23 protein-coding genes and 1 other RNA gene are annotated in these 24,743 nt (G+C 56.4%); 7 read left to right on the forward strand and 17 right to left on the reverse strand.

Annotated features, from left to right (window positions below; all coding sequences use genetic code 11):
- Positions 1-31 precede the first annotated feature (31 nt).
- Positions 32-391 (forward strand): hypothetical protein, encoded by a 360-nt coding sequence (locus AC0QKW_RS13455; RefSeq protein ID WP_473151588.1) that lies wholly within the window; start codon positions 32-34, stop codon positions 389-391.
- A 158-nt stretch (positions 392-549) separates the two neighbouring features.
- Here the strand turns inward: AC0QKW_RS13455 and bchB are convergent, their stop codons facing one another.
- Entirely contained in the window at positions 550-2,088 is a 1,539-nt protein-coding gene (bchB, locus tag AC0QKW_RS13460; RefSeq protein ID WP_473151589.1) for a ferredoxin:protochlorophyllide reductase (ATP-dependent) subunit B, read from the reverse strand.
- 222 nt (positions 2,089-2,310) lie between these two features.
- On the opposite strand from bchB, the gene AC0QKW_RS13465 reads away from it, so the two are divergent.
- Positions 2,311-2,964 (forward strand): Uma2 family endonuclease, encoded by a 654-nt coding sequence (locus AC0QKW_RS13465; protein WP_473151590.1) that lies wholly within the window; start codon positions 2,311-2,313, stop codon positions 2,962-2,964.
- A gap of 53 nt (positions 2,965-3,017) precedes the next feature.
- Here the strand turns inward: AC0QKW_RS13465 and AC0QKW_RS13470 are convergent, their stop codons facing one another.
- Both AC0QKW_RS13470 and AC0QKW_RS13475 read right to left on the reverse strand, forming a co-directional pair.
- Complete coding sequence (locus AC0QKW_RS13470; RefSeq protein ID WP_473151591.1) at positions 3,018-3,260, reverse strand: hypothetical protein; 243 nt, start codon at positions 3,258-3,260, stop codon at positions 3,018-3,020.
- On the reverse strand, positions 3,261-4,058 hold the full coding sequence (locus tag AC0QKW_RS13475; protein WP_473151592.1) for an alpha/beta fold hydrolase: 798 nt from the start codon (positions 4,056-4,058) through the stop codon (positions 3,261-3,263).
- Between the two features lie 458 nt (positions 4,059-4,516).
- On the opposite strand from AC0QKW_RS13475, the gene AC0QKW_RS13480 reads away from it, so the two are divergent.
- Complete coding sequence (locus AC0QKW_RS13480; RefSeq protein ID WP_473151593.1) at positions 4,517-4,798, forward strand: YiaA/YiaB family inner membrane protein; 282 nt, start codon at positions 4,517-4,519, stop codon at positions 4,796-4,798.
- 122 nt (positions 4,799-4,920) lie between these two features.
- Here the strand turns inward: AC0QKW_RS13480 and AC0QKW_RS13485 are convergent, their stop codons facing one another.
- The 5 genes from AC0QKW_RS13485 to ssrS all read right to left on the reverse strand — a co-directional run bounded on the left by AC0QKW_RS13485 (position 4,921) and on the right by ssrS (position 9,349).
- The gene (locus AC0QKW_RS13485) at positions 4,921-5,631 is read right to left on the reverse strand and encodes a hypothetical protein (protein ID WP_473151594.1); all 711 of its coding nucleotides are present in this window, start codon (positions 5,629-5,631) and stop codon (positions 4,921-4,923) included.
- Between the two features lie 34 nt (positions 5,632-5,665).
- The gene (locus AC0QKW_RS13490; protein WP_473151595.1) at positions 5,666-6,139 is read right to left on the reverse strand and encodes a nucleoside deaminase; all 474 of its coding nucleotides are present in this window, start codon (positions 6,137-6,139) and stop codon (positions 5,666-5,668) included.
- A gap of 73 nt (positions 6,140-6,212) precedes the next feature.
- Complete coding sequence (locus tag AC0QKW_RS13495) at positions 6,213-7,505, reverse strand: M16 family metallopeptidase (RefSeq protein ID WP_473151596.1); 1,293 nt, start codon at positions 7,503-7,505, stop codon at positions 6,213-6,215.
- Positions 7,506-7,603: 98 nt separating this feature from the next.
- Entirely contained in the window at positions 7,604-8,857 is a 1,254-nt protein-coding gene (locus AC0QKW_RS13500) for a M16 family metallopeptidase (protein ID WP_473151597.1), read from the reverse strand.
- A 308-nt stretch (positions 8,858-9,165) separates the two neighbouring features.
- Positions 9,166-9,349: non-coding RNA, 6S RNA (gene ssrS, locus AC0QKW_RS13505), on the reverse strand.
- A 147-nt stretch (positions 9,350-9,496) separates the two neighbouring features.
- Here ssrS and minC point away from each other — a divergent pair.
- Positions 9,497-10,462, forward strand: a complete 966-nt coding sequence (minC, locus tag AC0QKW_RS13510) for a septum site-determining protein MinC (RefSeq protein ID WP_473151598.1) — start codon at positions 9,497-9,499, stop codon at positions 10,460-10,462.
- A 21-nt stretch (positions 10,463-10,483) separates the two neighbouring features.
- Here minC and nth read toward each other — a convergent pair whose 3' ends face one another.
- From nth to AC0QKW_RS13545, 7 genes are all read right to left on the reverse strand, one after another.
- Positions 10,484-11,173 (reverse strand): endonuclease III, encoded by a 690-nt coding sequence (gene nth, locus AC0QKW_RS13515; RefSeq protein ID WP_473151599.1) that lies wholly within the window; start codon positions 11,171-11,173, stop codon positions 10,484-10,486.
- Between the two features lie 8 nt (positions 11,174-11,181).
- Complete coding sequence (rseP, locus tag AC0QKW_RS13520; protein ID WP_473151600.1) at positions 11,182-12,273, reverse strand: RIP metalloprotease RseP; 1,092 nt, start codon at positions 12,271-12,273, stop codon at positions 11,182-11,184.
- Positions 12,274-12,373: 100 nt separating this feature from the next.
- Positions 12,374-13,318: a 4-(cytidine 5'-diphospho)-2-C-methyl-D-erythritol kinase gene (gene ispE / locus AC0QKW_RS13525; protein ID WP_473151601.1), complete on the reverse strand. Its 945-nt coding sequence runs from the start codon at positions 13,316-13,318 to the stop codon at positions 12,374-12,376.
- 6 nt (positions 13,319-13,324) lie between these two features.
- On the reverse strand, positions 13,325-14,155 hold the full coding sequence (gene rsmA, locus AC0QKW_RS13530) for a 16S rRNA (adenine(1518)-N(6)/adenine(1519)-N(6))-dimethyltransferase RsmA (protein WP_473151602.1): 831 nt from the start codon (positions 14,153-14,155) through the stop codon (positions 13,325-13,327).
- Between the two features lie 552 nt (positions 14,156-14,707).
- Positions 14,708-15,145: a membrane protein insertion efficiency factor YidD gene (gene yidD / locus AC0QKW_RS13535; RefSeq protein ID WP_473151603.1), complete on the reverse strand. Its 438-nt coding sequence runs from the start codon at positions 15,143-15,145 to the stop codon at positions 14,708-14,710.
- An 86-nt stretch (positions 15,146-15,231) separates the two neighbouring features.
- Entirely contained in the window at positions 15,232-16,071 is an 840-nt protein-coding gene (locus tag AC0QKW_RS13540; protein WP_473151604.1) for a hypothetical protein, read from the reverse strand.
- Between the two features lie 948 nt (positions 16,072-17,019).
- Entirely contained in the window at positions 17,020-21,243 is a 4,224-nt protein-coding gene (locus AC0QKW_RS13545; RefSeq protein ID WP_473151653.1) for a DEAD/DEAH box helicase, read from the reverse strand.
- 362 nt (positions 21,244-21,605) lie between these two features.
- Between AC0QKW_RS13545 and AC0QKW_RS13550 the strand changes: the two genes are divergently transcribed.
- Both AC0QKW_RS13550 and AC0QKW_RS13555 read left to right on the forward strand, forming a co-directional pair.
- Positions 21,606-21,893 carry an Asr1405/Asl0597 family protein gene (locus AC0QKW_RS13550; protein WP_473151605.1) on the forward strand — a complete coding sequence of 96 codons (288 nt, stop codon included), beginning with the start codon at positions 21,606-21,608 and terminating at the stop codon, positions 21,891-21,893.
- A complete protein-coding gene (locus AC0QKW_RS13555) occupies positions 21,890-22,477 on the forward strand; it encodes a (2Fe-2S) ferredoxin domain-containing protein (RefSeq protein WP_473151606.1) in 588 nt (195 codons plus the stop codon). Before AC0QKW_RS13550 ends, AC0QKW_RS13555 begins: the two co-directional genes overlap by 4 nt.
- A gap of 258 nt (positions 22,478-22,735) precedes the next feature.
- On the opposite strand, the gene dpsA is transcribed toward AC0QKW_RS13555, so the two are convergent.
- Positions 22,736-23,272, reverse strand: coding sequence for a DNA starvation/stress protection protein DpsA (dpsA, locus tag AC0QKW_RS13560; RefSeq protein ID WP_473151607.1), 537 nt, complete (start codon positions 23,270-23,272; stop codon positions 22,736-22,738).
- Positions 23,273-23,607: 335 nt separating this feature from the next.
- Here dpsA and AC0QKW_RS13565 point away from each other — a divergent pair, with 335 nt between their 5' ends.
- Positions 23,608-24,123 (forward strand): Fur family transcriptional regulator, encoded by a 516-nt coding sequence (locus tag AC0QKW_RS13565; protein ID WP_473151608.1) that lies wholly within the window; start codon positions 23,608-23,610, stop codon positions 24,121-24,123.
- A gap of 136 nt (positions 24,124-24,259) precedes the next feature.
- Here AC0QKW_RS13565 and AC0QKW_RS13570 read toward each other — a convergent pair whose 3' ends face one another.
- Positions 24,260-24,643, reverse strand: coding sequence for a VOC family protein (locus tag AC0QKW_RS13570; protein ID WP_473151609.1), 384 nt, complete (start codon positions 24,641-24,643; stop codon positions 24,260-24,262).
- Between the last annotated feature and the right edge of the window lie 100 nt (positions 24,644-24,743).

Consider the following 24,743-nt stretch of genomic DNA (forward strand, 5'->3'; position numbering starts at 1 on the left):
CTACAAACCCATCACTAAAGGTGTATCCATCGTGCCCATTGTTAACATCACCCGTCGCCTGCCCAGCAAAACGATCAGCAACGATATCGACTCCCTCAATGCCCTCGGCACCGTCGAAGGCTATACCCCTGTTCGCACCGATGCGTCGCCCGCAGCCCTCAAGGCCAATTTTGACGCCATGCTGGCCATGCAGCAAAAAGAAACCGAGCTGCAAGCCATGGTCAAAGCCGCTGCCGATGCCGCCCGCCAGGCCGAATGGGAGTTTCACAACTCAATTTTGAGCATGAAAGAAGCCGTGCGGGCTCAGTTTGGCCCCGACAGCAACGCCGCCCAGGCGATCGGTTACAAGAAAAAGTCAGAGCGCAAGCGCCCCCGCCGCCGCAGCGCCTAGCGACTCCTGATCCAGCAACTATAGCCAAAAGACCCGTCGGCTGAGCCGACGGATCTTTTTTTGGGCTTTTGCGAGACTGTAGGGGCGCACAGTGTGCGCCCTGATTTGGGCAAAGACCCCGTAGGGCGCACGCCGTGCGCCCCTACAATCCTGTTTTTTTATGCCCCCACTGCTTCCTTGGCGGCGTAGAGCACCTCAGCGGTGATGCTGGCCACGCCCTGCTCGCGGGCAAACGTTTCGGTGTTGCGCTTCACCTTGCCGCGCACAAAGCCGGGAATCTTTTGCAGCTCGGCTAGGCCGTCGGCGCTCCAGCCCAGACCCGCCTCAGCGGCGGCATCGGCGCTCATGGTTTTGGTGAGAATTTCTTTGGTGTCGTGGCCGCCAAAGAACTCCAGTAGGTGGTCTTCCATGCCCAGGGTGAAGGAGTTGTAGACCAGGTCAACGATCTGGTTGGCCCCTTCGTAGCCCATGAACGGGCGATAACCCACCGGGAAATTCTGGATGTGAATCGGGGCGGCAATCACACCGCAGGGGATGTCGAGCCGCTTGCCCACGTGGCGCTCCATCTGGGTGCCAAAGATGGCGGCGGGTTCGAGCTGGGCAATGCGATCGCCGATCGCCCCATTATCCTCACTCACCAAAATCTCGTCGCAGTATTCGCCCACCTCAGCGGCAAACCACTCGGCGTCGTACTTGCAGTAGGTGCCCGCCAGCACCACGTGAATGCCCATTTCCCGCGCCAAAATCTTGACCATAGCGGCGGCGTGGGTGCTGTCGCCAAATACCACAGCCTTCTTGCCGGTCAGGTTCTGACAGTCGATCGATCGCGAGAACCAGGCCGCCTGACTCACAAACCGAGTCTGCTCGTCGATAAAGGCGTCGTAGTTAACATCGGCCCCCTGCTCATTCAGCACCGTTTGAATGGCGCGAATGCAGCGGGCGGTTTCGACAATGCCCATGGGGGTAATGTCGACGTAGGGCATCCCCAGCTCGGTCTGGAGGTACTCTGCCGTCAGCGGGCCAACCTCGCGGTAGGGCACCAGGTTAAACCAGGCCCGGCCCATGTCTTTAATTTGGGTCACCAGTGCGCCCTCGGGCATCACCAGGTTGACCTCAATGCCGAGCTGGGCCATCAGGGTGCGCAGCTCGCGGCAGTCGTGGTTGTTGTGAAAGCCCAGGGTGGTCATGCCAATGATATTCACCGAGGGCTTTTCGGTTTTACCTTCGGGCAGGGTGCCCTGCTTGCGGGCCTTGTCGGTGTAGAACTGCACGATCTGCTGGAGGGTGCGATCGGCGGCTTGCAGCTCGTTAACCCGGTAGTGGTTGACATCGGCCAGCAGCACATCACCCTGAGAGTCGAGACTGGCCCGCTGCACAAAGTTGGCCAGATCCTCTTGCAAAATGCTGGAGGTGCAGGTGGGGGTGAGCACGATTAAATCGGGGTGCTCTTCTTGATCTTTGCGGACGATATTATCGACCACCTTTTCTTGGGAGCCGCGCGCGAGGACGTTGCGATCGACAATGCTGGCGGTGACGGGGGTAAAGTCACGCTCCCGCTCTAGCATCGATCGCATCACATTAAAATAGTCATCCCCTAGAGGCGCGTGCATGATTGCGTGCACGTTCTTAAACGAGCTCGCAATGCGCAGGGTGCCAATGTGCGCCGGGCCGGCATACATCCAGTAGGCCAGTTTCATCGGGTGAGTCTCCTTGGTGGCGGTGGTCAGCGTGAGTTTGCCGAAACACCCTGAGCCGCGCAGCCCTGGTAGACCCAACGGTTTTGATTGTCGCGAAGATAGGTCGCAGGCGGGGGCCTCTGAGAGAATTCTTTACCTGAGCGTTTGCCCCGTAGCTTACAGCCCTCGCCATCGGCAGGTTTGCTAAGCTGACAGCTAAAGGCCATTCAGCCGCAAAGCGCTATGGTGACGAACTCAGCTATCGACACACTACCCACTGCCCTCGGCGAAAACCGAGTGGCGCTGCGCGGGCTTGACTGGGTTGCCTATTGCCAAATGCGATCGCTGCTCAACGAGCGCACGCGGGCCAGGCTCACCTACGATCGCGGCACCCTTGAAATCACCACGCCTTCTGAAGCCCACGAGTTCTACGCCCGCTTGATCGAGCGTTTTATCATCATTCTGGTGGTTGAACTGGGTATGCGGGTGAAAACGTTGGGATCTACGACCCTCGATCGCGAAGATCTCGACCGAGGCGCTGAGCCAGACAACGGCTACTACATTCAAAACCAGCCCCAGGTTATGGGTAGGCCGATCGACCTGGCTACAGATCCACCCCCAGACCTGATCGTTGAGGTCGATATCAACCATACTGATATCGACAAAAATGCCCTGTATGCGGCGATGGGTGTGCCCGAGTTTTGGCGGTTCAACGGCAGAGTTTGGCGCATCTACCAACTGCAAGATAGCGAGTATGGGGAGTGCGAGCGATCGCCAACCTTTCCCGTAATCTCAAAAGCCGACCTCTACCAGTTTTTAACCGCCTGCCAAAGTGATGAAGTCGCAGCAGAGATTAACTTCCGCACCTGGCTTAGAACCCAGATTAATGAATCCTAGGCATGGGAGTTCTGCTGCAAGATGACTTTGGATTCAGGCGATCGCCATTCTCCTTAATCCCTAAAGCTCAGCTCCTGCCAGAGTACCTCTGCTTGCAGCAGAGCGGCCACTTGCACCGCAGGGCTAGGCTCCAAATCTGGATAATCTGTTTGCAGGTAGTCGATCACTGCATCGGCAGGCCAAGGCCCCAGGGAAGTTTTATAGTCGGCAAACTCTGCCTGAATCTCTCGCCACGACCCATAGGGCTTCTTCGACAGCAGCATTTGGGTTTCGGTATAAATAATGTGCAGATCCATCTACAGAACCGTTTCTAGGGCTTGGGCAAAAGCCTCGGGAGCATCGAGCATCAGCCAGTGGCTAGTGTTGGGGATCGCTGTCGTTGGCAGCGATGGCCGCAGCACGTGCAAGCTCAGGGGCATCGCATTGGATGCAGCCAAAATGGCGTGGGCCTGAGCACCGGGTGAGGCCAGGTAGGTGTCGAGGGCAGCGGCGGCGGCAAAGGTAAACAACTCACGCCCAGTACCAACTAAAGCTGCCTTGGGCGTGCGATGCAGGCGAGCCAGAATGTTGGCCTGGGTTTCAGGGGTGCCGCCAGTCAAGGCATTACGGAAGGATTGCTCAAGCACCGATCGCCAATTTTCCCCGGCCATGGTCTGCTGCATCGGTGCCATCTCTGCCTCATACACCTCCGGTGGGCACTGGGTGCAGTCAATGGGCGGATCCACCAAAATGAGCTTGGCAATGCGGCGCGGTTGAGCGGCGGCGGCAGCGAGGGCAACGCAGCTACCGTAGCTGTGGCCAACCAAAAGGATGCTGTCTAGCTGCAACGCATCCATCACTGCAAACAGGGCATCGGCACAGGCGGCAGGGGAATAGTCATCGTTGGCTGGCGGCGTGGATGCACCGTGACCTGGTAGAGAAAGTGCGATCGCGCTTCTCTGCTGGGCCGTTTGCTCTAGCTGTGGTCGCCACAGATCGGCAGCGCAGGCCATACCGTGGATAAACACCGCTGGCAGCGCTGACGTTTCAGTAGCGGCATCAGCCACCAACACCTCAATACTGCCGGTAGCACTGGCAATAGTGATGGAACGCATGTTTCATTCCTCGTCTAGAACAGGTGAAGGCTTGGGGCAAGACAACCCCAAATGCCACGATTCTAGGCGATCGAGCTTTTTTCCATGTTTTGCTCTTCCGTTTTCGTTATTTAGCGCGCACGCTCTAGCGCTATTCGGCGAACATTTCGGCCAGAATTTTTAGCAGCATTCTTTGCTCACTGGGGCTGATTTGACCTAGGTGTTTGACCAGCCGGGCCTGATCGACCGTGCGAATTGGGTCTCAAACAATTTGGCTATTCTTACCCTCAAAACGGTCGGCAATGCGGGTGGGGTAGATACTACTCACCAGCGCCATCAAGAGAAGAAACAGCTGCCATGGATAGCTCTGCCGATCACTGCGCTTTGGGGCATTTGAAAAACTGTCTCTACTGACGATGCTGTGACGACAGACTCGCCTAAGTTTGACGTAGTTATTCACACCGTTAAGGAGTCAGCCGATGAGTTCTGTACAGCCGCCCTCTAGTCATAGTCAAGCCTGGGTCGTACAAACCTGGCTCGCCTTTGTGCTGTCGGTGAGCAGCCTGTCGCTGGGCATTTTTTGCCTGCCGGTAGATGCTTGGGTCAAGGGCTACATGGGCATGGGCACCCTGTTTGCCCTGGGGTCTACCGCCAGCCTCTCTAAAACGGTGCGCGACCTGCACGAAGCCAAGCAGGTCACCGCCCGCATCGACGAAGCCAAGGTTGAGAAATTGCTGGCCGAACACCACCCGCTGCGCTAGGGCTGTCATCAATTAGTCGCGTATGGCCCAAGAATCGAAGGTTACAGCCCCTAGCCTGTTGTCTGGGGCGGGCGTGGCAGGGCTTATCCTTCAAGGGTTTTGGTCGTAATTGATAACACGCCCTAGGGCGATCGCTCGTCGCAGGCAGCAAAGTAAAACCCCAGCAAAACCTCTCTAGAGTGCCACCGCTTAAACGATACGGCGCGAATAAACGCAATGTAGGACAGCGCCAGAGTCCCGAAAAATAGCGTCACCTGCTCAAAAGATGCCGCTCCCGTGCGCAGAATGTTGACCAAAAACACTCCGCTGAGGATCAGCAATCCAAACGAGAGGTTGCGGTACATGATGTGGGTGGCCTGGTACAGATCGGCGGTGATTAATGAGGGCCGGTTATTCTCTTTTAGGTAGGAGCAGACCCTCGAATAGAGATGATTCATCTTGGTGGGCAGGCCGACTTTGTCGTACAGCAGCAGCACTAGGCGGCTCTCAAAATCGAGGGTTTTGGGGTCAACATCGTTGGCCAGCCCTTGCAGCCACTCGCCCCTATCTAACAGAACTTCGACCGGGAAATAATGCAGATCGCGATCGCCTAAGTTGCAGAGCGCCAGAAAAAACTTCCAGGTTATGCCCTGTGCTAAACCACCTAAAAGATAGCTGGTAAACGCTAGGGCAATCACCACCTGAAGCGAGAAACCGGTTTGAATTAAACCGGCAAAGTCTTGCACGCTAATGGCCGGGTTGTAGAGCAAAAAGATCGCCAGTACAAGGGGCACACCCCCAAGGATGGCAGCGAAAAACTCGTACGGCCCCAGCGCAAACTTGAATAGATCCATAACCCCAGGGTGGCCAAATCAATGGCAGGCAGGCTTAGAAAAATCCCTCAAACGCCTCCAGCGCCTCGTCTTCGAGTACAGGGCCAACCACTTCAACCGGGCGCTTGCCATGCTTGAGCACCTCGCGGCTGGCCAGCGGTAGCTGAAAGGGAGACTCGCCCTGGAGACTGTAGAGGCGATCGCTGCCCAAGGCATACACCAGCCGCCCAATCCCGCTCCAAAAGATCGCCCCGGCGCACATGGGGCAGGGTTCGGTGCTGGCGTAGAGGGTGCAGTCTTTGAGGGTGTCTGGGCTGAGGCTTTTATCCATTTGGCGCAGCAGCACGGTTTCGGCATGGCCGGTGCAGTCTTGCTCGGTGATCTGATTGTTCTCGGCCTCGGCCAGCACTTGGCCTGAGGCATCGGCCAGCACGGCACCAAAGGGACGGTTACCGGCCTCGCGGGCGCTGCGGGAGAGGACGATCGCCCGCCGCACATGGCCCAAATCTTGCTCACTCACATTGCTCATTTGCCACGCTCCGATTGATTGCTCACCCATCATGCCACTAGACCGGGGGCTGCTTTAGAAAGCCGTTGGAATCTCAAAGCGATTGAGCGGCCGCCACTGGGCCTACGGCCTCCTCTGGCCCCAGCAAGGAAATGTAGGGGGTTTGGAAAAACTCTTGGGCCACAGCCTCGGCGTCGAGCACTGTCACTGCGGCCACCATGTCTTGAAACTCCTGGTCATACTCGACCCCGAGGCCAAGGATTTCGTACCAGCCTAGCAGTTGGGCAATCTGGGCGTTGGTCTGCTTACCCAGGGCGTACTGGCCCAGCAGCTTGTTTTTGGCAGATTGTAGTTCGTCATCGGTAAGTACCGTGTCTCTCAGGCGCTCGACCTCAAAGCGCAGCCCCTCAAGAGCCGTGGCGGTGTTTTCTGGGGCGGTGCCAATGTAGGCAACAAACTGTGACAGCCCCAGACGGGTAGGGTAAAAAGCCGACACGTCGTAGGCCAGTCCCCGCTTTTCGCGCAGCTCAACAAATAGGCGGCTAGAGAGGCCGTTGCCTAAATAGGTGTTGATCAGCTTGAGGGCGGCGTAGGCGGGGTGCTTAACCGGGGCCGCAGGATAGCCCACCATGACGATCGCCTGGTTGGTGTCTTGGGCCACCATAGAACAGGTAGCGGCGGCGGTTACAGCGGGCAGGGTGAGCGCCAGAGGAGAATCAGCGGGAGCCTGCCAGTCGCCCAGGGCCTGCTCTACCTGAGCCTGGGCAACCTCGGGGGTGATGCGCCCCACAATGGTGACCACCACGTTATCGGGGCGCATGTGCTGGCGGTGAAAGGTTAGCAGGTCTTGCTGGGTGATAGCCGCTACGGTCACCTCGTTGCCCACGCCGGGGCGACCGTAGGGGTGGTCGGCGTACATATCTTCCCGCAGCTGGTTGAAGGCGAGGGTAAAGGGCTGCTCCTGCATAGAGCGAATTTGTTGCAGGGTGAGCTTGCGCTCTAGCTCAATTTCATCGGCGGGGAAGCTGGGCTGGCGCAGGAGAGTGGCCGCCAGAGCAAAGATTTCGGGAAAGTCGGCGGAGACGGTTTTGAGGGTGATGACGCTGTAGTCGGCGGCGGCATCGGTACCCAGGCTGGCCCCGACTGACTCGACGGTTTCTGCGATCGCCATCGACGACAGGCTCTCAGTGCCCTTAGTCAGCAGCCCCATCAAAAAGCTCATCAGCCCCGCCTGGGAGGGGGCTTCAAAGGCACTCCCGGCGCGGATAAACATGCGCGCTGAAACAATGTCAGCCACCGGGTTTTCTAAGACTAAGACCGTGAGACCGTTGGCTAGGGTGGTGCGATGCAGGCGGGGTGCTTGAAGCAGGGAGACAGTCACAGGCAAAGGATGGAAAGAATAGAGGGTGCTGCAAAAAACTCAGTGAGCCAGTTTAACTATAGACCGCTGGGGCCTTAGTCTGCCCAGGGGGCCGCGATCGCCACCTAGGCAGGGCGCAGACTGGTAGACACGTAGCGAAGAGGAGTGAGGTATTGGGCGGCGAGCTGCTGGAGGTGATCGGTGGTGTAGCCCTGGAGGGTGGGCACGTAGGCCAAGCAGCGATCGGCGGCGGTCAGGGTGCCGTAGTAGCCGTAGAGCCCCGCCAGCTGACCCGGTGCCTCGGTAGAAAAAGCATAGTCGTTGCACAGCAGGCGCTGGGCCCGGGCTAGCTCGGCCTCGGTGACGGGCTGGGCCGCCAGCTCATCGAGGCGATCGCACACGATCGCCTCCACCCGATCGACATTCTCACCGTCTAGCCAGGCTTGCACCGTAAACAGGCTGCAATCGCGCTGAAGCGAGAACCCCGCGCCAATGTCTTGCACGAGCTGGCGGTCTTCACGCAGCTCGCGCACCAGGCGAGAACTGCGCCCCTCAGCCAAAATCGCGGCCAGTAGATCGAGCCCGTAGGCTGTTTCGAGCTGGTCAATGCCGGGGCCAAGCCAGGCCAAGGTCAGACGCGACTGCTCTAGGCGGGGCAGTCGCAGGGTTTCGCGACGCACCCCGCTCATGGTGGGCACTGGGGCGATCGCCGCAGGGGGGCAGGGGGGCGGGGCGGCAAAGCCCCGAAAGGCATGCTTTACCATCTCTACCGTCGGCTCTAGGGCAATGCCGCCGGCAATCACCACGGTCATTTTGTCGGGCTGGTAGTGGGCCTGGTGAAAGCAGCGCATCTCTTCGGGCGATCGCTGCCGCAAAATCTCTGCGGTGCCCAGCACCGGGCGACCGTAGGGATGATCTTGGTACACCAGCTCAGCCATGGCCTGGTAGCCCAGCCAGTCGGGGTCATCCTGGGCCTGGAGAATTTCTTCGAGCACTACCTGGCGCTCGCGGCCAAACTCATCGGCGGGGATCGCCGCGTGCAGCAGCAGGTCTGCCAGGTAGGGCAGCGTCTGGGGCAGCATGTCGGCGGCAATGGTGACGTAGTAGTGGGCGTAGTCGTGGCTGGTGGCCGCGTTGGTCATACCGCCCTGGGTCTCGATGGCGTAGTCAAACACCCCTGGCGGCAGCTGGTCGGTGCCCTTAAAAATCATGTGCTCTAAAAAGTGAGCCATGCCCGACCATGCTGCCGGTTCGGTAATTGCCCCGGCCCTCACCCACACATCGGCCACTACCACGGGCGTAGCCGCAATCTCCTGGTGAATCAGGGTCAGCCCATTTTCTAAACGAATCACACTGGCGGGGAAATTAACCGAATTCAACCGCTCTAGCCCTTACACAGACAGCAATAAACCTTGAGTCAACAATCTCCCATCTCGCTGGAAGCGAGCCCTTACCTGAGGTTGTGTCAAGCCAAGCTCAGGATCTAGGGTTTTCCCGCAGGCAGAACTCCACGTTCTGACTTAAGTGAGGGTTAACTCTTTCGTCAATACTAGCGCCCCAGTAGGCTAAATCACATTTTCTCAATTTTGAGAGTCCCAGAGTCAAAGGGAGCGGTTGGAGCATAGATAAGTGCAAAAGAACGGCTCCCCCACCCTATTGGGATGGAGGAGCCGCTAGAAATGCTAAGGGTTCCACCGCAGCGCCGTCTTACCTCAGTTTCCGACCTGGGAAAACCAGGTGGGTGCCTTGGCATTTGGCTTAAAGTTTCCGAGTGCAAGCTCGGTATACTGCCGCCGATGCAGCTTGGCTCCCGTTCGGAACAAACATAGATCGACAAACATTATTGGCAGTCACCAACGCCGTAGTGGAACTGTACCCATCATAACCAACAGCCTGGGGCAAACCGCAAGGGGAAAACCGACCTTGATTGACCCGTTATCCCTCATCGCTGTGATTTACTATGGCAGCACTGGGCTTGGCCAATGCCCTCAGTTCGTGATTCCTTCCCGATTGCTCCTATGGTTCCTGACGACTCTGACCTCGCTGCGATGACAGACTCTACCGCTGACTTAGGTATGGTTGTGCCGCCTGTTTCCCCAGTGGATGCCTCTGCTGAGGGTGCGTCTACAGGGGAGGGCAATGCAACGGATAGTAATGCAGCGGATAGTTCAGAGGACTTGCCCGCCCCCGCCTTGCCTGCGCCGCCCATTGACCCCCGCACCCAGCTGCGACTGCGCAGTGAGGGCATTTACCTGACGCTGCTCATGCCCAACCCTGGGCAGGGCGAAGGCGAAGGCGGTGCCCTGGCCTGGGGTGAGCTATTGCAGCAGTTTAAGCAGCGGCTGACCGGGGGCGAACCCTTTTGGCAACCCAATACGGTGGTGCACCTGGCCGCAGGCGATCGCCTGCTCGATGCCCGCCAGCTCCAGGAGTTAGAAGACCTGCTCACCGCCGCCCAGCTCAAGCTCAAGCGGGTGGCCACCAGCCGCCGCCAGACGGCGATCGCCGCCGTCACCGTGGGTTTCTCTGTCGATCAGCTAGAGGCCAAAGATACCCTGGTGCAGTCGCCTCCGGCCCCCGGCCAACCCCTAGCAGAACCCCTATACCTGCAAACCACGGTGCGATCGGGCACCGAGATTCGCCATCCCGGCACAATTGTGGTGCTGGGGGATGCCAACCCCGGTAGCTCCCTGGTGGCCGAGGGTGACATTTTGGTTTGGGGTCGGCTGCGGGGGACGGCCCACGCTGGCTCGGGGGGCGATCGCGATCGCTACATCATGGCCCTGCAAATGCAGCCCACCCAGCTCCGTCTGGCCGACCTGGTAGCCCGTGCCCCCGACGGCCCCACCAGCCAGTACCTACCTGAGGTAGCCTACGTGAGCGACAACGCCATTCGCATTGCCCAGGCCCAAGCCTTTGCGCGGCAAAACTTCGACGCTACCCTGGGCCAGGGGGCGCAGCTGACCGCCGCGTTTAAGAGTTAGCCAGGTCGCCAATCTAGACTTCTAAGGCTGCCCTACCTCTGCGGAGGGCGCGATCGCTGGTACAGCCTTTGCCGAGGGGCAGAGATCGGCCAGGCCACAAATACCACACTGGGGGTTGCGGGCGTTACACACCGCCCGCCCGTGGTACACCAGGCGAATCGACCAGTTCTCCCAGTCGGGCTGGGGCAGGAGCTTCATCAGGTCGCGCTCGATCTTGACCGGGTCGGCGTGTTTGGTCAGCCCTAAAAGGTTGGTGATGCGCTTGACGTGGGTGTCGACGGTCACCCCGCCATTGATGCCAAAGCCGTGGGCCAGCACGACGTTGGCGGTTTTGCGGGCCACACCGGGCAGGGTCACCAGATCCTCCATGCGGGAGGGGACTTCACCGCTGTACTCGGTGATGATCCGCTGGCAGGCGGCGCGAATATTCTTAGCCTTGTTGCGGTAAAAGCCGGTAGATTTTACCAGCCGCTCTAGGTCGGTGATGTCGGCCTCGGCGAAGGCGTAGACATCGGGGTAGGCCGCAAACAGCGCAGGCGTCACCAGGTTGACCCGTTCATCGGTACATTGGGCCGCCAGCATCGTGGCGATCATCAGCTGCAGGGGGTTCTCAAAGTCGAGGGAGCAGGGAGCCTCAGGGTAGAGACGTTTGAGACGAGTCAGAACCTCAAGCGCCCGCTGTTTTTTAGAGGCTCGCCGCTGGTTGGGCATAGGGGAAATTAACGTAGGTTTTGGAAAATTTCGAGCTGGGTGGTGTCGCGCACGATTAGAAACACGCCCAACCCCAACAGCAGCACTAGGCCTGTTTGCATGACGTTTTCTTGAATGCGCTCGGGCAGGGGCTTGCCACCGCGCAGAGCCTCAATCATTAAAAACGCCAGCTGACCACCATCTAGCGCTGGCAACGGCAGAATATTGATGATCGCCAAATTAATGCTGATGATGGCGGTGAAAGGAAACAGCATGGCCGCGCTATTTTTAGCAAGACCAGCTCCCTGCTCGACAATTTTGACCGGCCCGGCCACCTGGCTGGCCATTTCACCAAAGTTAGTGATTAGCTGCGCAAAGCCCTTCACTGTGCGCACCAGCGTGTCTTGAAACTGCTGCGCTGCCAGGGAAAACACTTCGAAGGGGTTGTTGGGGCGGCGATAGCCAAAGTCGCCGTTGGGCTGGAGCTGCACGCCAATCACCGCCGAACCGTCGGGGCCAATCTCAGGGGTGACGACCACATCGAGCTGGCGATCGCCCCGCTGCACCGTCAGATCTACCGCTTGGTTAGGGCTGTCTTTGATCAGCTGAATGAACCCTGGAATGGTTTCTTCGCCAGCGCCCAGGGGTTCGCCATTGGCCGCCACCAGCACATCGCCAGAGCGAATGCCCGCCTGGCCCGCCGGGGAGCTTTCAGAGATCACCTGGGGCACCAAAATGCCGGGCTGGGGGTCAAAGGTTTCGGGAATGCCCACAGCGCTAAACTGGGCCACAAACACCAGGTAGGCAAACACCAGGTTGGCAATCACCCCGGCGCTGATGACGATCGCGCGATCGAGAATCGGGCGATTTTTTAGCAGGTCAGGATCGTTTTGGGGAATGTCGCTGTCGGGGTCGTCGTCGGGAAAGCCCACAAACCCACCCAGGGGAATGGCGCGAAGAGAATACTCGGTCTCAGCCCCCTGGTACTTGAGCAGGATGGGGCCAAAGCCAATGGCAAAGCGATTGACGTGAATGCCCTGGAGCCGAGCGGCCATAAAGTGCCCCGCTTCGTGGACGGCAACTAATAGGGCAATGACCGCGATCGCAGCTAAAACCGACATAGACAAACCCGTTAGGTTAAGAACAGTTTCCCTATTCTAGCGTTGCTTCTTGTCTCCCACGGTTGGGATCATCAGCGCAGGCCTATTCTCAGCCTTTTGATTAGCTGGCGAGCTGCACACCGCTGGGGGCAAACTGAGCCGTCCACACCCCGAGATCGGAGTCGGGCAGCGCCGATCGCAGCTGGGCCGCCAATTCCTCCGCCTGGGCTTCAGACTCCGCCAGGGTAAACACTGAGGGGCCAGAGCCCGACATCAGGGTGCCCAGGCCGCCCAGGTCAGCCATAGCGGCTTTGAGGGCAGCGGTTTTGGGGTGGGCGGGCAGCACAACTTTCTCAAAATCGTTGTAGAGATGCTGGGCCAAATCGTTGGCATCCCGCCGGGCTACGGCCCTCACTATGCCACCCGATCGCACCTCTGCCTGCCGCGTCTGCCAGCCTTGGGCATCGGCCAGGTAGGTATCACCGTACTCAGCTCGATAGGTCTTGTAGGCCCAAGGGGTCGAGACAAATTCAGACTCGTACTTGGCGATCACCAGGTACAGGCTGTCGATACCGGGTAATGGATCCAGCTGTTCGCCGCGTCCGGTGGCGATCGCCGTACCGCCAGACACGCAGAAGGGCACATCTGACCCCAGCTCGGCCCCCAGGGCTTGCAGCTCGCCCTGGGCCAGGCCCAAGTTCCACAGCAGGTCTAGCCCCACCAGCACGGCGGCGGCGTTAGATGACCCCCCCGCCAGCCCCGCCCCCACCGGAATCTGCTTTTCGATGGTGATTTCTACCCCCCCCAGTTTGGCCATGACGCCGGGAAATCGCTCTACCATCAGGGCCGCTGCCCGGTAGGCCAGATTAGTCTCATCGGCAGGCACCAGAGGATGGTTGCAGCGCAGGCGAATCTCGTCAACGCCAATGCTGCGAACCGTGATGCGATCGCACAAACTCACGCTCTGCATCACCATGATCAACTCGTGAAAACCGTCGGGGCGGCTGCCCACAATTTCGAGATAGAGATTGATCTTGGCGGCGGCCAGCAGCGAGTAAAGGCGCATAGAACATCAGGGTGATTGCTTCAGGATTGTATTACTCAGCGCCACCCACTGCTCAACGCTGAGGTCTTCACCCCGGGCGGTGGGCTCGATGCCCAGGGTTGTCATCATCGCCTCCAGGTCGTCGCGTTCTACCACACCCTTGAGGTTGTTGCGCAGCATTTTGCGCTTGCTGCCAAAGCCCAGCTTGACCAATCGCTCAAAGCCCACCAGGTCATTGGCGGCAAGAGCGGGCGGGCGAGGGGTGAGTTTCACCACCGCCGAGTCAACCTGGGGCGGCGGCTGAAAGGCGCGGGCGGGCACTGGGCAAACCAGCTCACAATCGGCTAAATACTGCACCCGTACCGATAGGGCACCAAAGGCTTTGCGGCCTGGACGCGCGTAGAGCCGTTCGGCCACTTCTTTCTGCACCAGCAGCACAATGCTGTCGTAGGGTTTGGGGTTTGGAGCCGAAAGTGTGCCCAGCAGCTTTTCTAAAATCGGCCCGGTGATGTAGTAAGGAATGTTGGCCACCACCTTGTTGGGCAGGCCAAAGTCAAAGTGTTTGTCCCGCGAGACGGCAGCAATATCTAGCTCAAGAATATCGCTCGGCACCAGGCGAAAATTATCGTGCTTGGCAAACTGCTGGTTGAGCTTGCGCACCAGGTCGCGATCGATTTCTACCGCGATTACAGCGTTGGCCAGGGGCAGCAGCCAGCGGGTTAACGCTCCGGTGCCAGGGCCAATTTCTAAGATGGTGTCTTGGCGAGTGACAGCGGCAGCCTCCAGCATGCGGTGGAGCACCTTCTCATCGGTGAGCCAGTGCTGACCAAAGCGCTTGCGGGTGGGTTGAGAAAACATTTTTGTCTGATGAACAACTGGTCTAACAGGTTAGGTTTAATCTTCACCATTTAACTCAAACAGGGACGGTAGGTCGCGATACCCGCTGATAATTCTAACAATCTCTAACTCGATCAATTACAGCGTTACCGCCGAGCCCTTCACCGCGATCTAACTGATTTGATCCAATAGCAATCTAATCTGATCCAATAGCTTTTTTTGCCGTGCATCTTGTAGCCATTGCTGATAATGCTGCTCTCGTTTTTCTAGCAAGTGAAGTGCGGCTTCTAAAGCTTTACTGGCATTTTGAAATCGGCCTGTATCCACCAGCCGTTGTAGGAGAGCCTGTTAGGAGGACGTGAGGAACGCAGGCATAAGTGCTTAGCTCTATCTATAGCAGTGATCATAGTAGGCTAATCTTGCCGAGGGGCAGAAATCAGCACATTATTGTTTAAGTCAATAACCAGGACAAAAGCTTCAGTTCCTTCAAAGATCTACTCTTCACTTTCTAGTTACCTTTGACAGCGCTAAGAGCGTTGAGAGTTGTGAAGAATAACTGTATGTCAAAGCTCTCTATCTTCCTGACTTGCGGAGTGCTTCACAACCTAATAATCCCAAAAGACCACAACAGCACTGACTAATTAGCTCTCCTTCCCCCCCCGGCCCAATAACTTCACTTGAATATGAGCGAGATGCGATACTACAGTCCCTAAACCTTCCTCTAGCAAGAAGAATAGATTCAAACATACTTTTGTCGGAAAGAGTATTCTTCACATACTCCGAGCAAGAAGCTCCGCCGTGCAAAATTCGATGCGCACATGAGTATCCCTTCATTGGTGAAATATATCGCTGATAACCACCAATAATGGCTATAGAAGCTGAGCGCAACACCCTATCCAAAAACGAGAGAAAGCTATTTCTTCCCTTGCTTCTTCTTGGAAATCTTTTTACTTCACGGCTTTCGCCTATCATTAAATACGATTTTTCTGAAATTTTTCTAGAATAATTCATTATTCAAATCCACAAATCTCTATAGCAAATGACAAGTGAATCAAGCAATCCTCTACTGCCTATTACATGCACGTCTTAATCAAGCACTAACCTTGCGTCATGAAAACATCTGCCCATAGCAAAGTGCAGACATCATCAGTTTTTTTGTCCTTGGTAGGCTGCATTTTTCCTATAATCGCACCAGTGCTAGCAACATATTCTCCAGTGAATCCCATGGCTGCACCATGACAGCATTCACCCAAATATTCAACTTCCCAACTAACATCTTGACCTTGTATTGAGCCATATATCAATGTTTCATCTTCACCAACACAAGCTCTAGAGCTTCCATCCGATAAATATCCTGTAAGTTCGTTACCTTCTTGCTTTATGTAAGCAACGAAACTGTAGCTCTCTCTCCTTAAGGAGTCACCACCCCAAGTATCTCTCTTAACATCTATGTCTAAATTCCAAAAACCACTTATATCTTTTTGTGTAAGCTCAGGAGGATTTTGAGGCGTAGAAGAAGGTGCCAAAGCTTCTTCTACCTCCTCCAAGTAAATTGGAAACGTCCTCTTTTCATCAGCCCGTAAATTCAGAATTTCTCTGCGGGCTTTGAATCCATCTTTGTTAAGAGTTACTTCGATATCGTTTCTCCTAGGAACTGTGATGACTACATAACCATTGTCATCAGTTTTTCTGGAAGTAGGTGCGCCATCAAACACAAATGTGACTTGAACATCTTTGATGCCTTCATCGTCTGCATTACGAACAATAAACTCAACATCGATTTCTTCTGGCTGTTGAACTGGTTGCTCAACGACTGGATCAGAACTATTATTAAAAACTAGCCTTTGCCATAGGTCTGGGAAAATTACATTAGCCCCAAAAGCAGTTGCCAAAGTTGCTACAGTAGTAATAATAATTGCAGTGCGATTTTGAGCCATTTTCAATACTCTTCACGGAGTCTTTAATTTAGACAAATTGATTTTGACTAAAACGTTCCTATCGATGTGGCATTTTTATCAGTTTGGAAGCAAATTGATTTCGGCTGATCAGCCTATGCTCACTCTCTAGCGACTTTCCATGTGCTAACAACTCCTATACAGGAAAAAGCAGAGCCTAGGCTCTGCTTTCTTAGAGTAATAATTTCTAACCATACACCAGTGTAATGAAACTATCAACTCTTGAGAGCCGTCTTAATACCCTCAGCTGCGCTTTGCATAATCTTTCCAGCCTTTTCTCTTTGAGAAGGGTTCTTGCTGGTGCTTGCAACAGCAGCAAGAACCCACTGCGCTGAAAAGCTTGCTAGAGCAACACCCTTAAGCACTTTGCTTGTGTTCACAACTTTACTTCCCTTGCATCACGCCGAAACTACCCAGACATCTATGATTATTAAAACAAAATCACGCCAGTGCGTGAATAGAAACCGTTCGCCCCCAAAGCACAACCTCTTAAAAACCAATTCCTCTGCCCAAAACCAAGAAGTGCATCACTCAAGGATCTATACCTGCCGGGCTATTCACTAGCAATGCTTATGGTTGGCAGAGTAATAATCTAACTCGATCGCCGGAAACTGGTAGATACATTTGCTACTATCACCCTGCTCCGTAGCATGCTGAACAGACCAGAATTATATTTACTTTCGATCGATATACAGATTACCCTGAATTCTCATCATCATGGTACTTCATCTAGGCTTTGAGGTCAACAAAGCCTAGGTGAGCCACAGGGGTAGACACACACCATATAGGAAATCTCAATTTCTTGTAGGAAAAAGCTTAAGGATTTTCAAAGGAGTATGTATTTGCCCTGGGACGGAAATCAGTTTTTCTTTAGCCAAAGCACAGAGTTTTGGCCTACTGCATAGAAACACGGTTTTCTGGGTTAACCTTCTACCCCTCGCTGATTAATCGCAGCAGTTGCTCGGTGGAGATCTTGCCGCTCATGTCGGTGCCCTCTAGCAGGCTGTCGGCCAGATCGCGCTTTTGCTTGTGCAGATCGACAATCTTTTCTTCGATGGTGTTTTTGGCCACCAGGCGATAGATGGTGACCGGGCGCAGCTGGCCGATGCGGTGGGCGCGATCGCTGGCCTGATCCTCCACCGCCGGGTTCCACCACGGGTCCATGTGGATCACGTAATCCGCCGCCGTTAGATTCAACCCGGTGCCCCCGGCTTTGAGGCTGATGAGAAACACGTCGCCTTCGCCCGCCTGAAAGGCATCGACCCGCTTTTTGCGATCCTTGGCGGGGGTGCTACCGTCGAGGTACTGGTAGCTGATGTTCTGACCGTCGAGGAACTCGCGCAGAATGCTCAGGTGATCGACGAATTGGCTGAAGACCAGGGCCTTGTGGTTGTTCTCCAGCAGTTCTTCCAGCACTTCGCCAAAGGCTTCGAGCTTGGCGCTGGGCAGGGCGGTGGTGCCTTTGACCAGGCGGGTGTTGCAGCAGGCGCGGCGCAGCTTCATGATTTCGGCCAGCACTTGCAGGTGTTTGGTGCCCGACTCGATGGTGGGGTCGGCCAGTTTTTCCACGGCTTCTCGTCGCAGGGCTTCGTAGAAGGCCATCTCCTGGGCACTGAGTTCGACCTGAAGGGTAACTTCGGTGCGGGCGGGCAGTTCGTCGAGCACCTGGGTTTTGGTGCGCCGCAGAATGAAGGGCTGGATCAGTTTTTTCAGGCGGTTGCGGGCCGCTTTGTCCTGGTTGCGCTCGATCGCATTGGCAAACCGGGTGCTGAACTGATCCTGCGACCCCAGCAGGCCGGGATTGATGAAGCGAAACAGGTTCCACAGCTCGCCCAGGTGGTTTTCGATCGGGGTGCCAGTGGTGAGAATTTTGAAGCCGCCCTGGAGCTTCATCGCCGCTTTCGATCGCTTGGTGGCGGAGTTTTTAATCGCCTGGGCTTCGTCGAGCACAATGGTCTGCCACTCGACCTTGGCCAGCATATCGGCCACGTCGTCCTGTTGCAGCAGGCCGTAGCTGCACACCAGTAGGTCAAAGGGTTGGAGGTTGTCCAGGACTTTTTGGCGATCGCCGCTGCCAAACTGCATCGGGTTCAGCGTCGGGGCAAACTTCTCAGCCTCGCTGAGCCAGTTCATGCACACCGAGGTGGGAGCAATAATTAGCGTTGGCCCCTCGGGGGCGCGGGTGAGAATCAGCGCCAGGGCTTGCAGGGTTTTGCCCAGGCCCATGTCGTCCGCCAGGCAGGCCCCTACGCCCCAGTGGGCCAGCCGCGCCAGCCAGCTAAAGCCCTCAACCTGGTAGTCGCGCAGCTCGGCCTGCAAGGTGGAGGGCAGCTCGGGCTTGAGATCTTTAGCTTCTTTCAGCCGCTTGAGATGATCTTTCCAGTGCTTGTCGGTCTTGAGCTGGCCCACTTCATCCATCCAGTCCTCCATCGCCAGCGAGGCCAGGGGATGGAAGCGCACACCGTCGCCGCTAGTTTCGGAGTAGGCGCGCAGATCGTCGAGGCGCTTGCGAAACTCCTGGGTGAGGGCGAGAAACTGGCCGTCGGCCAGCTTCACAAACCGACCGGGGGAGGCGTCGAGCAGCTCCATCAGCTGCTTCATGCCCATCACTTCGTCGTCGCTAATTTGCAGCTCGCCGCTGGCGGCAAACCAGTCGCGCTGCCGCTGAATCTGGATCTTGAAATTGCTGAGGCTGACCCGGTTGGCGATGCGTATTTTTTCGCCCTCGGGCCATTCCACCACCGCCTGGTCGCCCACGTCTTGAATCTCTAGAATCAGCTCCAGGCAGTCTTCGGGGTCGTCGATCAGCCATTCCCCGGCGGTATCTTCTAAACGTTGCAGGGTGGGGCAGGCTTTTTCGAGAGCGCGGGCGAGTTTCTTTTCTTCTTTGAGGTTGCGGTGGGTTTGCAGGCGCTTACCGTCAATTTCGGCGATCACCATTTCGCCACCCGTGCCGGGGCGGTAGTAGGGACCGTCGTCGCCAAAGGGCCGGGTGAGTAGAGAAACCTTGAGCCCTTCGCCTGCGGGCAGCAGGTGCAGGTGGGGCTGGGGCACGGCTGCCACCGTTTCGGCATCGGCCACGCCGCCGCCAATGTCAGAATGCACGGTGACTAGCCCAGCCACAGCGTTGATGGCGGCGAGCACCTGATCTTTAGCGTTTTCGGGCACTTCGAGGGCATTTTTTGGCCCCAGCACCTCGGCAATGCGGTGGTGCTGGGGGGTAAACTCGATCACCTTGAGGCGGGTGGGGGTTTCTTTGATGAGGGCGATCGCCTGTTTGCCCTCCACCGCTGGGGTCAGCGAGATCGCCAGCTTGCCTGCTTTAGTCTGGCGCACCATGAGGGCGGGTTCCCCTTTCACCACCTCGACCGTAGTTGTGGAAGCATCTTCCCAAAACACCAGGGGGTGGCCCACCAGCGCCAGCAGCGCCGGGGCCGGAAAGCGGTAATTGTCGTAGCCGTAGCCGTAGGGGTCGTGGGTCAGGTGGGAGCAGACCTCGCGATCCTGGGTCGTCAGGTAGTTGAAGCTAGCAATCTCGGTTTTGAGGCGGCGCAGGGCGATCGCGCGGCCTTTGCTCCAGCCGCCCTTGACGCTGATCTTTTGCTCCTTGGGCTGGAGCTGCCAGTTTTGCTCAGAGTAGTAGGTGATAAACCAGGCCAGGCGATAGTCGCTGGCGGCGGGGGCCTTAGCCTGCTGGGAAGGCGTTGTGGGGCTGAGGCCGATCAGCGCCGTGAGCGACAGTTCCCAGGGCTGTTTGGGTTTGAGAATATCCACCAGGGGCGCAATGCCGGTTTTTTCGCGCAGGGCTTTGGCTTTAGGGCTGTAGGTGTTGTCGCCCAGGCGCAGCAGCAGGGTGGCGGCTTCGAGGGCCAGCCAGTCGTAACCAGAGTCGGCGGCGGCCTGGTAAAATGCCTGGGTCATTCTGGGCAGACGCTCCTGGGCGTTTTCCACATCCACCCAGTAGAGGCAGATCATGTCGATCAGCACCTCAATGCTGGTGTTGTTGTCGAGGTCGCTGACGGGGGTGTTGGTGAGGTAGCGCTTGGCGGTAGTGTTGCCCTGGAGCGTCTGGGCCACCTTCTCCAGGCAGTTGTAGATCACGCTCAGCCCGTGGCGGTGGGCCTGCTCGGCGATGATGTGGGCATAGCCCTCGGCCTCTTTTAGGCTGGCGGGGGAGCCCTCTTGCAGCAGCCCCAGGGGCAAAAAGATGCCGGGCAGATTGTCGAAGTAGATCTTGCGCTTGCCGGTGTCTTTTTTCAGCAGTTTGAGGGCGACGCGGCCATCTTCGACGGTTTGGGGGTAGTTGCCTCGCAGACCATCAAGCCAGCTCTGGTACAGCAATTGCTCAATCGGGTCGTCTTTGGCGTAGCGCTCTAGGGCGGTGTCGGCCTCTGCCAGTCGGCCCCGAACCATGAGTTGCTCGATCCAGATACTTTTGAGGCGATCGCTGGCGGTAGAGTTGGACTGGCTGCACTCGTCGTGGAGCAGCTCAAAAAAGTGATCGTTGGGAACGAGGTCGGTAAAGGAACTGCGGCAGAGATTGCCCAGGACGGCTTCGTACAGCTCGGGAACCCGTTTGAGGGTGAGAAACCAGTCGCGATCGAAGGGGTTGTCGCAAATCAGCGCATAGACTTCTGAAATGGCGATGCGGCCAGCATTGTAGGGGTTGCTGTAGAAGCTCTCGAACTGCTTTTTGACAAATTTCCAGTCGTAGCGGTAGACACCGATGCGCACCTCGCGCAGGAACTCGTCAGCGTTAGAAAAGAGCAGTAGGTCTTTATTCCAACCGTGGGTGCGAATGGGCATGGCTGCTTCGATCGCAGTTACCATCGGCTCAAAGCGGCCCTGGGCCACGGCATCGCGGGTCAGCAACTCGGTGATTAGGGGGTGGCTATGGTTGCCCTGGCTGCCCGCCGACGCGATCAACCCCTTGCGCGACAGCCGCGTGAGCAAGGGGTTCACCTGATTGATGCTGGTCAAGTTTTTCTGAACGATTTTCAGGTAGCGATTGCAGATGTCTACCAGCCTGGCTTTGGCCACAGGGGCGTAGATCAGCGAAAGCAGCTGCAACAGTTCCTTCTCCTCGGGAGAGAGCTGCTGATAGGCCTTCATTAATAGATCGCGCTGGGCGGCGGTTTTGTTGAGGGCGGGCATGGGGCGATCGCAGTAGCTGCTCATCAAGTGGAATTGTATCGGGCATTGCCTATCCACGATGTTATTGCGGCACTCAATCGGCTCTGACCGCCATCGCAATAGGCGATCTTTATTGACAACTTGTTGCATTAGCAGCAGAGGTTGGGTATCTTAGTAATAACGAAAGTCAATAACGATAGAAGTCGATGTCCCTAGGGCTCGCGTTTAGAAATTCTTGATATATCACTGCAATGCCTGTCGGCTATGGGTTGTAGGTACTTCTCAAGCTCATAGAATTGCGATCGCAGTGGTTTAGTTCAGAGCAAGTTTCAATAAGCCTAGGCCGATCGCGGTCACTACTATGGAGAGTCAGTCGAGTTAATATGCACGCTTTAACACCCAACGCCCTAGGGGCAGCCCAGGAGCCCGATCAGAGCCCCCTTGTCATTGCCATGGCTGAGCTAGACCCCATTGGCCGATGGGTCGTCTACCGTCGGCTACAAGACCTGGGCCTGACCTGCCGCTACGGGCGTAGCCATCCTCTCACCGTTGCTATCTCTACCCCCACTGATGCGCTGCTGGTGTGGAGCGTGGTGCAAACGGCCACCCGGTCTAAGCCAGCCCTGACTGACCATCTAGATCGCTGCTGGCAGCAGAGGAGCCCACGATGAAGACCATCTCCGCCCCCGCTCTAGCAGAGCTTGGCCCCACCAAACCCACGGGGCAAGTGCTCAAGGGCCAGTACGCCGGGGTCTACCGCTCTGACAAGGGCAAAATTAAAGGCCTAGTGCTACAGGTCGGCCCTGACGAATACATCATTAAACTGCCGAAATATCTGCGGCCTATGCTGGTGCGCGAGCTGGCACCGGGTGAATTTATTCAGGTCTGGGCGTATCTAGAGGGCGATCGCTGGCGGGCCGTGAACATCTTGCCCCTACCCGACTGCGAGGCCAAAGCGCTGCGGCAGCAGTGGGGTGACCTTGCCCCCGTTGCAGACCTGGCTCAACCCAAGCAAAAACGGGTGTGCATTGAAGTGTGCAGCAAAGGCACCTGCTTTAAGCAGGGCGGTCGCCAAATTTACCACGCTCTGCAAGCGGCCGTAGACAGCAACCCCGATCTAGCCCATGTCTCAGTCAAGGCTACGGGCTGCATGAAAGACTGCAAACACGGGCCAAACCTGCGCCTGCCCAATGGCCAAATGCTGCACCGAGCCAGCCCCACCGAGGCTTTGGCACGGCTAGATGCCAAGCGATGAGTGCCGAGGCGTTTGACCCCCAGCGGTGGGATCACTGGCTGGTGATTGTGGTCTTTGTGGCGCTGTCAAGCTGGATTATCTGGACGGTGTATCTCGATTCGTAGGGGCCGTAGGGGTGAGAGTGAGCGATTTTTTGAGAAAGAACTCTCTAGGTGATAGAAAAGCCTTGGCACGACCGATTCCAGGGTTCTTGCTGTGGATAGACCAAGACGCTTGTCTACCCCCAAAAGAACCCTGGAATCTAGCCCTGCACCAGAGCTACCAGCCCAGTTTGAGGCTGTCGGGAGTGAGGAAGTGATCCAGATGGTAGGCTCGCTCTTCGGTTTTCAGCAGAATCTGCTCGTAGAGGTAGCGGGTGGCGCGATCGCCCAAACTCTCGGCCTGAGCCGCCAGCCGACGAATCAACTCGATCAGCGACTGCTCGGCCTTGAGGTCGTGGTCGATCATGATGCGGCAGCGGTAGGTGTCGTCGCCCTCCATATCGAAGCAGCACAGCTCAGCCAATTTGCCAAAGCTCAGAGGCGGCACACCCCCCAGCCCGTGCAGGCGTTCGCCCACCTCGTGGGCATGGCCTTTGGCGGCATCGTAGCTTTCCTCAAAATAGTCGTGGAGCATGTGGTACTCCGAACCCTCGACCACAAAGTGGTGCTTTTGGTACTGCAACGACAGAGCCACAAAGCTGGCGTAGACCGTCGCCAGCCCATCAACGATGGGCTCTGTAACCGACTTCTCCAGCAAAATTGGGTTGTCTGCCACCTCCCCGTAGGTTTGCAGCAGTGTTTCGGTAATAGGCATAAGCATCCCCCGTTGTCGTAATAAAAACAGCCCTAGGCCGCCCCCTGAGCCTACCGTATTTTTTTGAATCTAGCGAATAACTTTAGTTGTCTAAAACCTATAGAAAACTACAAAAAATGATCCTCAATGTGAATATCGAAAATGGTTTTCAATAGCGTCATTTTTCTATATCGAAAATGGTTTTCGATAGGTCAAGACTCTATATCGAAAGCGACTTTCAACAAAAGCTGCTAGAGGTAAAAAGCTTGATGCGATTTCCATAGCAATCGTTTCGCGAATTGCCCCCAAGTCCTTCTCCAGTATGCCCTTCGCCAGATGACAACGCTGTGATTGATATGACCAACATCACTGCCTTTTTTAACCGCCCCCAAAAGACAATGGATCAAGACCCAGCGCTACCCGGCTTCAATCCAGAGCCTGAACGGCTCAAAACTGCTCTCAATAAAGAGGGGTTTCGGTTTACCAGCCAGCGGCAAAAAATTCTCGATCTACTTCAGTCTTCTGCCGTGGGGCATCATCTCAGTGCTGAAGAAATTCATCAGCAGTTAGTCGAGCAGGGCGAAAAAATTAGCTTCTCCACCATTTACCGAGCGCTGCACGTGATGGTGCAGTTGGGGCTGTTGCAAGAGCTAGAGCTAGCCGAAGGCAGAAAGTATTATGAACTCAACACCCCCTTTATGAATCAGCACCACCACCTGGTGTGCGTCGACTGCGGCAATGTGGAAGAGTTTGAAGACGCCATCATGGGTCAGGTGGGCCGCAGCGAGAGCCAGTCACGAGGATTTTCGTTGCTGAACTGTCAGTTTACGGTCTACGGCATCTGCCCTAGCTGCCAGGCTCTGCTGGGCTAAGTGCCACTAGTAGCACAGCCGGTGTGCCGACATCGGCTACTATCGCGAATGCCCAATGGTCTGATCTAGGAGTACAGCCAAACCTAACGTTACCCATCCAAAATTGGCTAGGCTAACTGCGCCCTGACCTCAAAGTCTAGTTGAGGTCTTCATGGATGCAGAGAAAGTTGCCCTCTGTATCTTTAAACCAGGCGGCTTTTTCAGAACCCAGCACACAAACATGGTTGACGGTCTGCAACTCTGGAAAGTCGTACTCTTCAAAAACAACGCCGCGTTGTTCAAGCTCTTGAATTTCTGACTCGATATGGTCAACCTGAAAACTAATCGCGGTATGGTCAGCTTTAGTGCCTGATGCTTGCGGGAAAAGCGCAATCAAGGCTCCGGTACCACACCCATACACAAATTTGCCGTCTGGTCTCAATCCTTGGGGTTTTAGGCCTAGCTTATCTTCATAAAAGCGTCTGGCACGATCTAAATCGACAACGGGCAACATCGTGGTAATAGGAGAGTTTGTTAGCATGGCTGCCTCCTTTAAAGGTGCGATGGTCAAAGACCGGCCCAGAGGGCGATCGCGGTTACTCTAACTGAACTCCTCAACCCTATAAAAAATGCTATGGCCC

It is taken from the genome of Pseudanabaena sp. PCC 9330 (assembly GCF_055795045.1).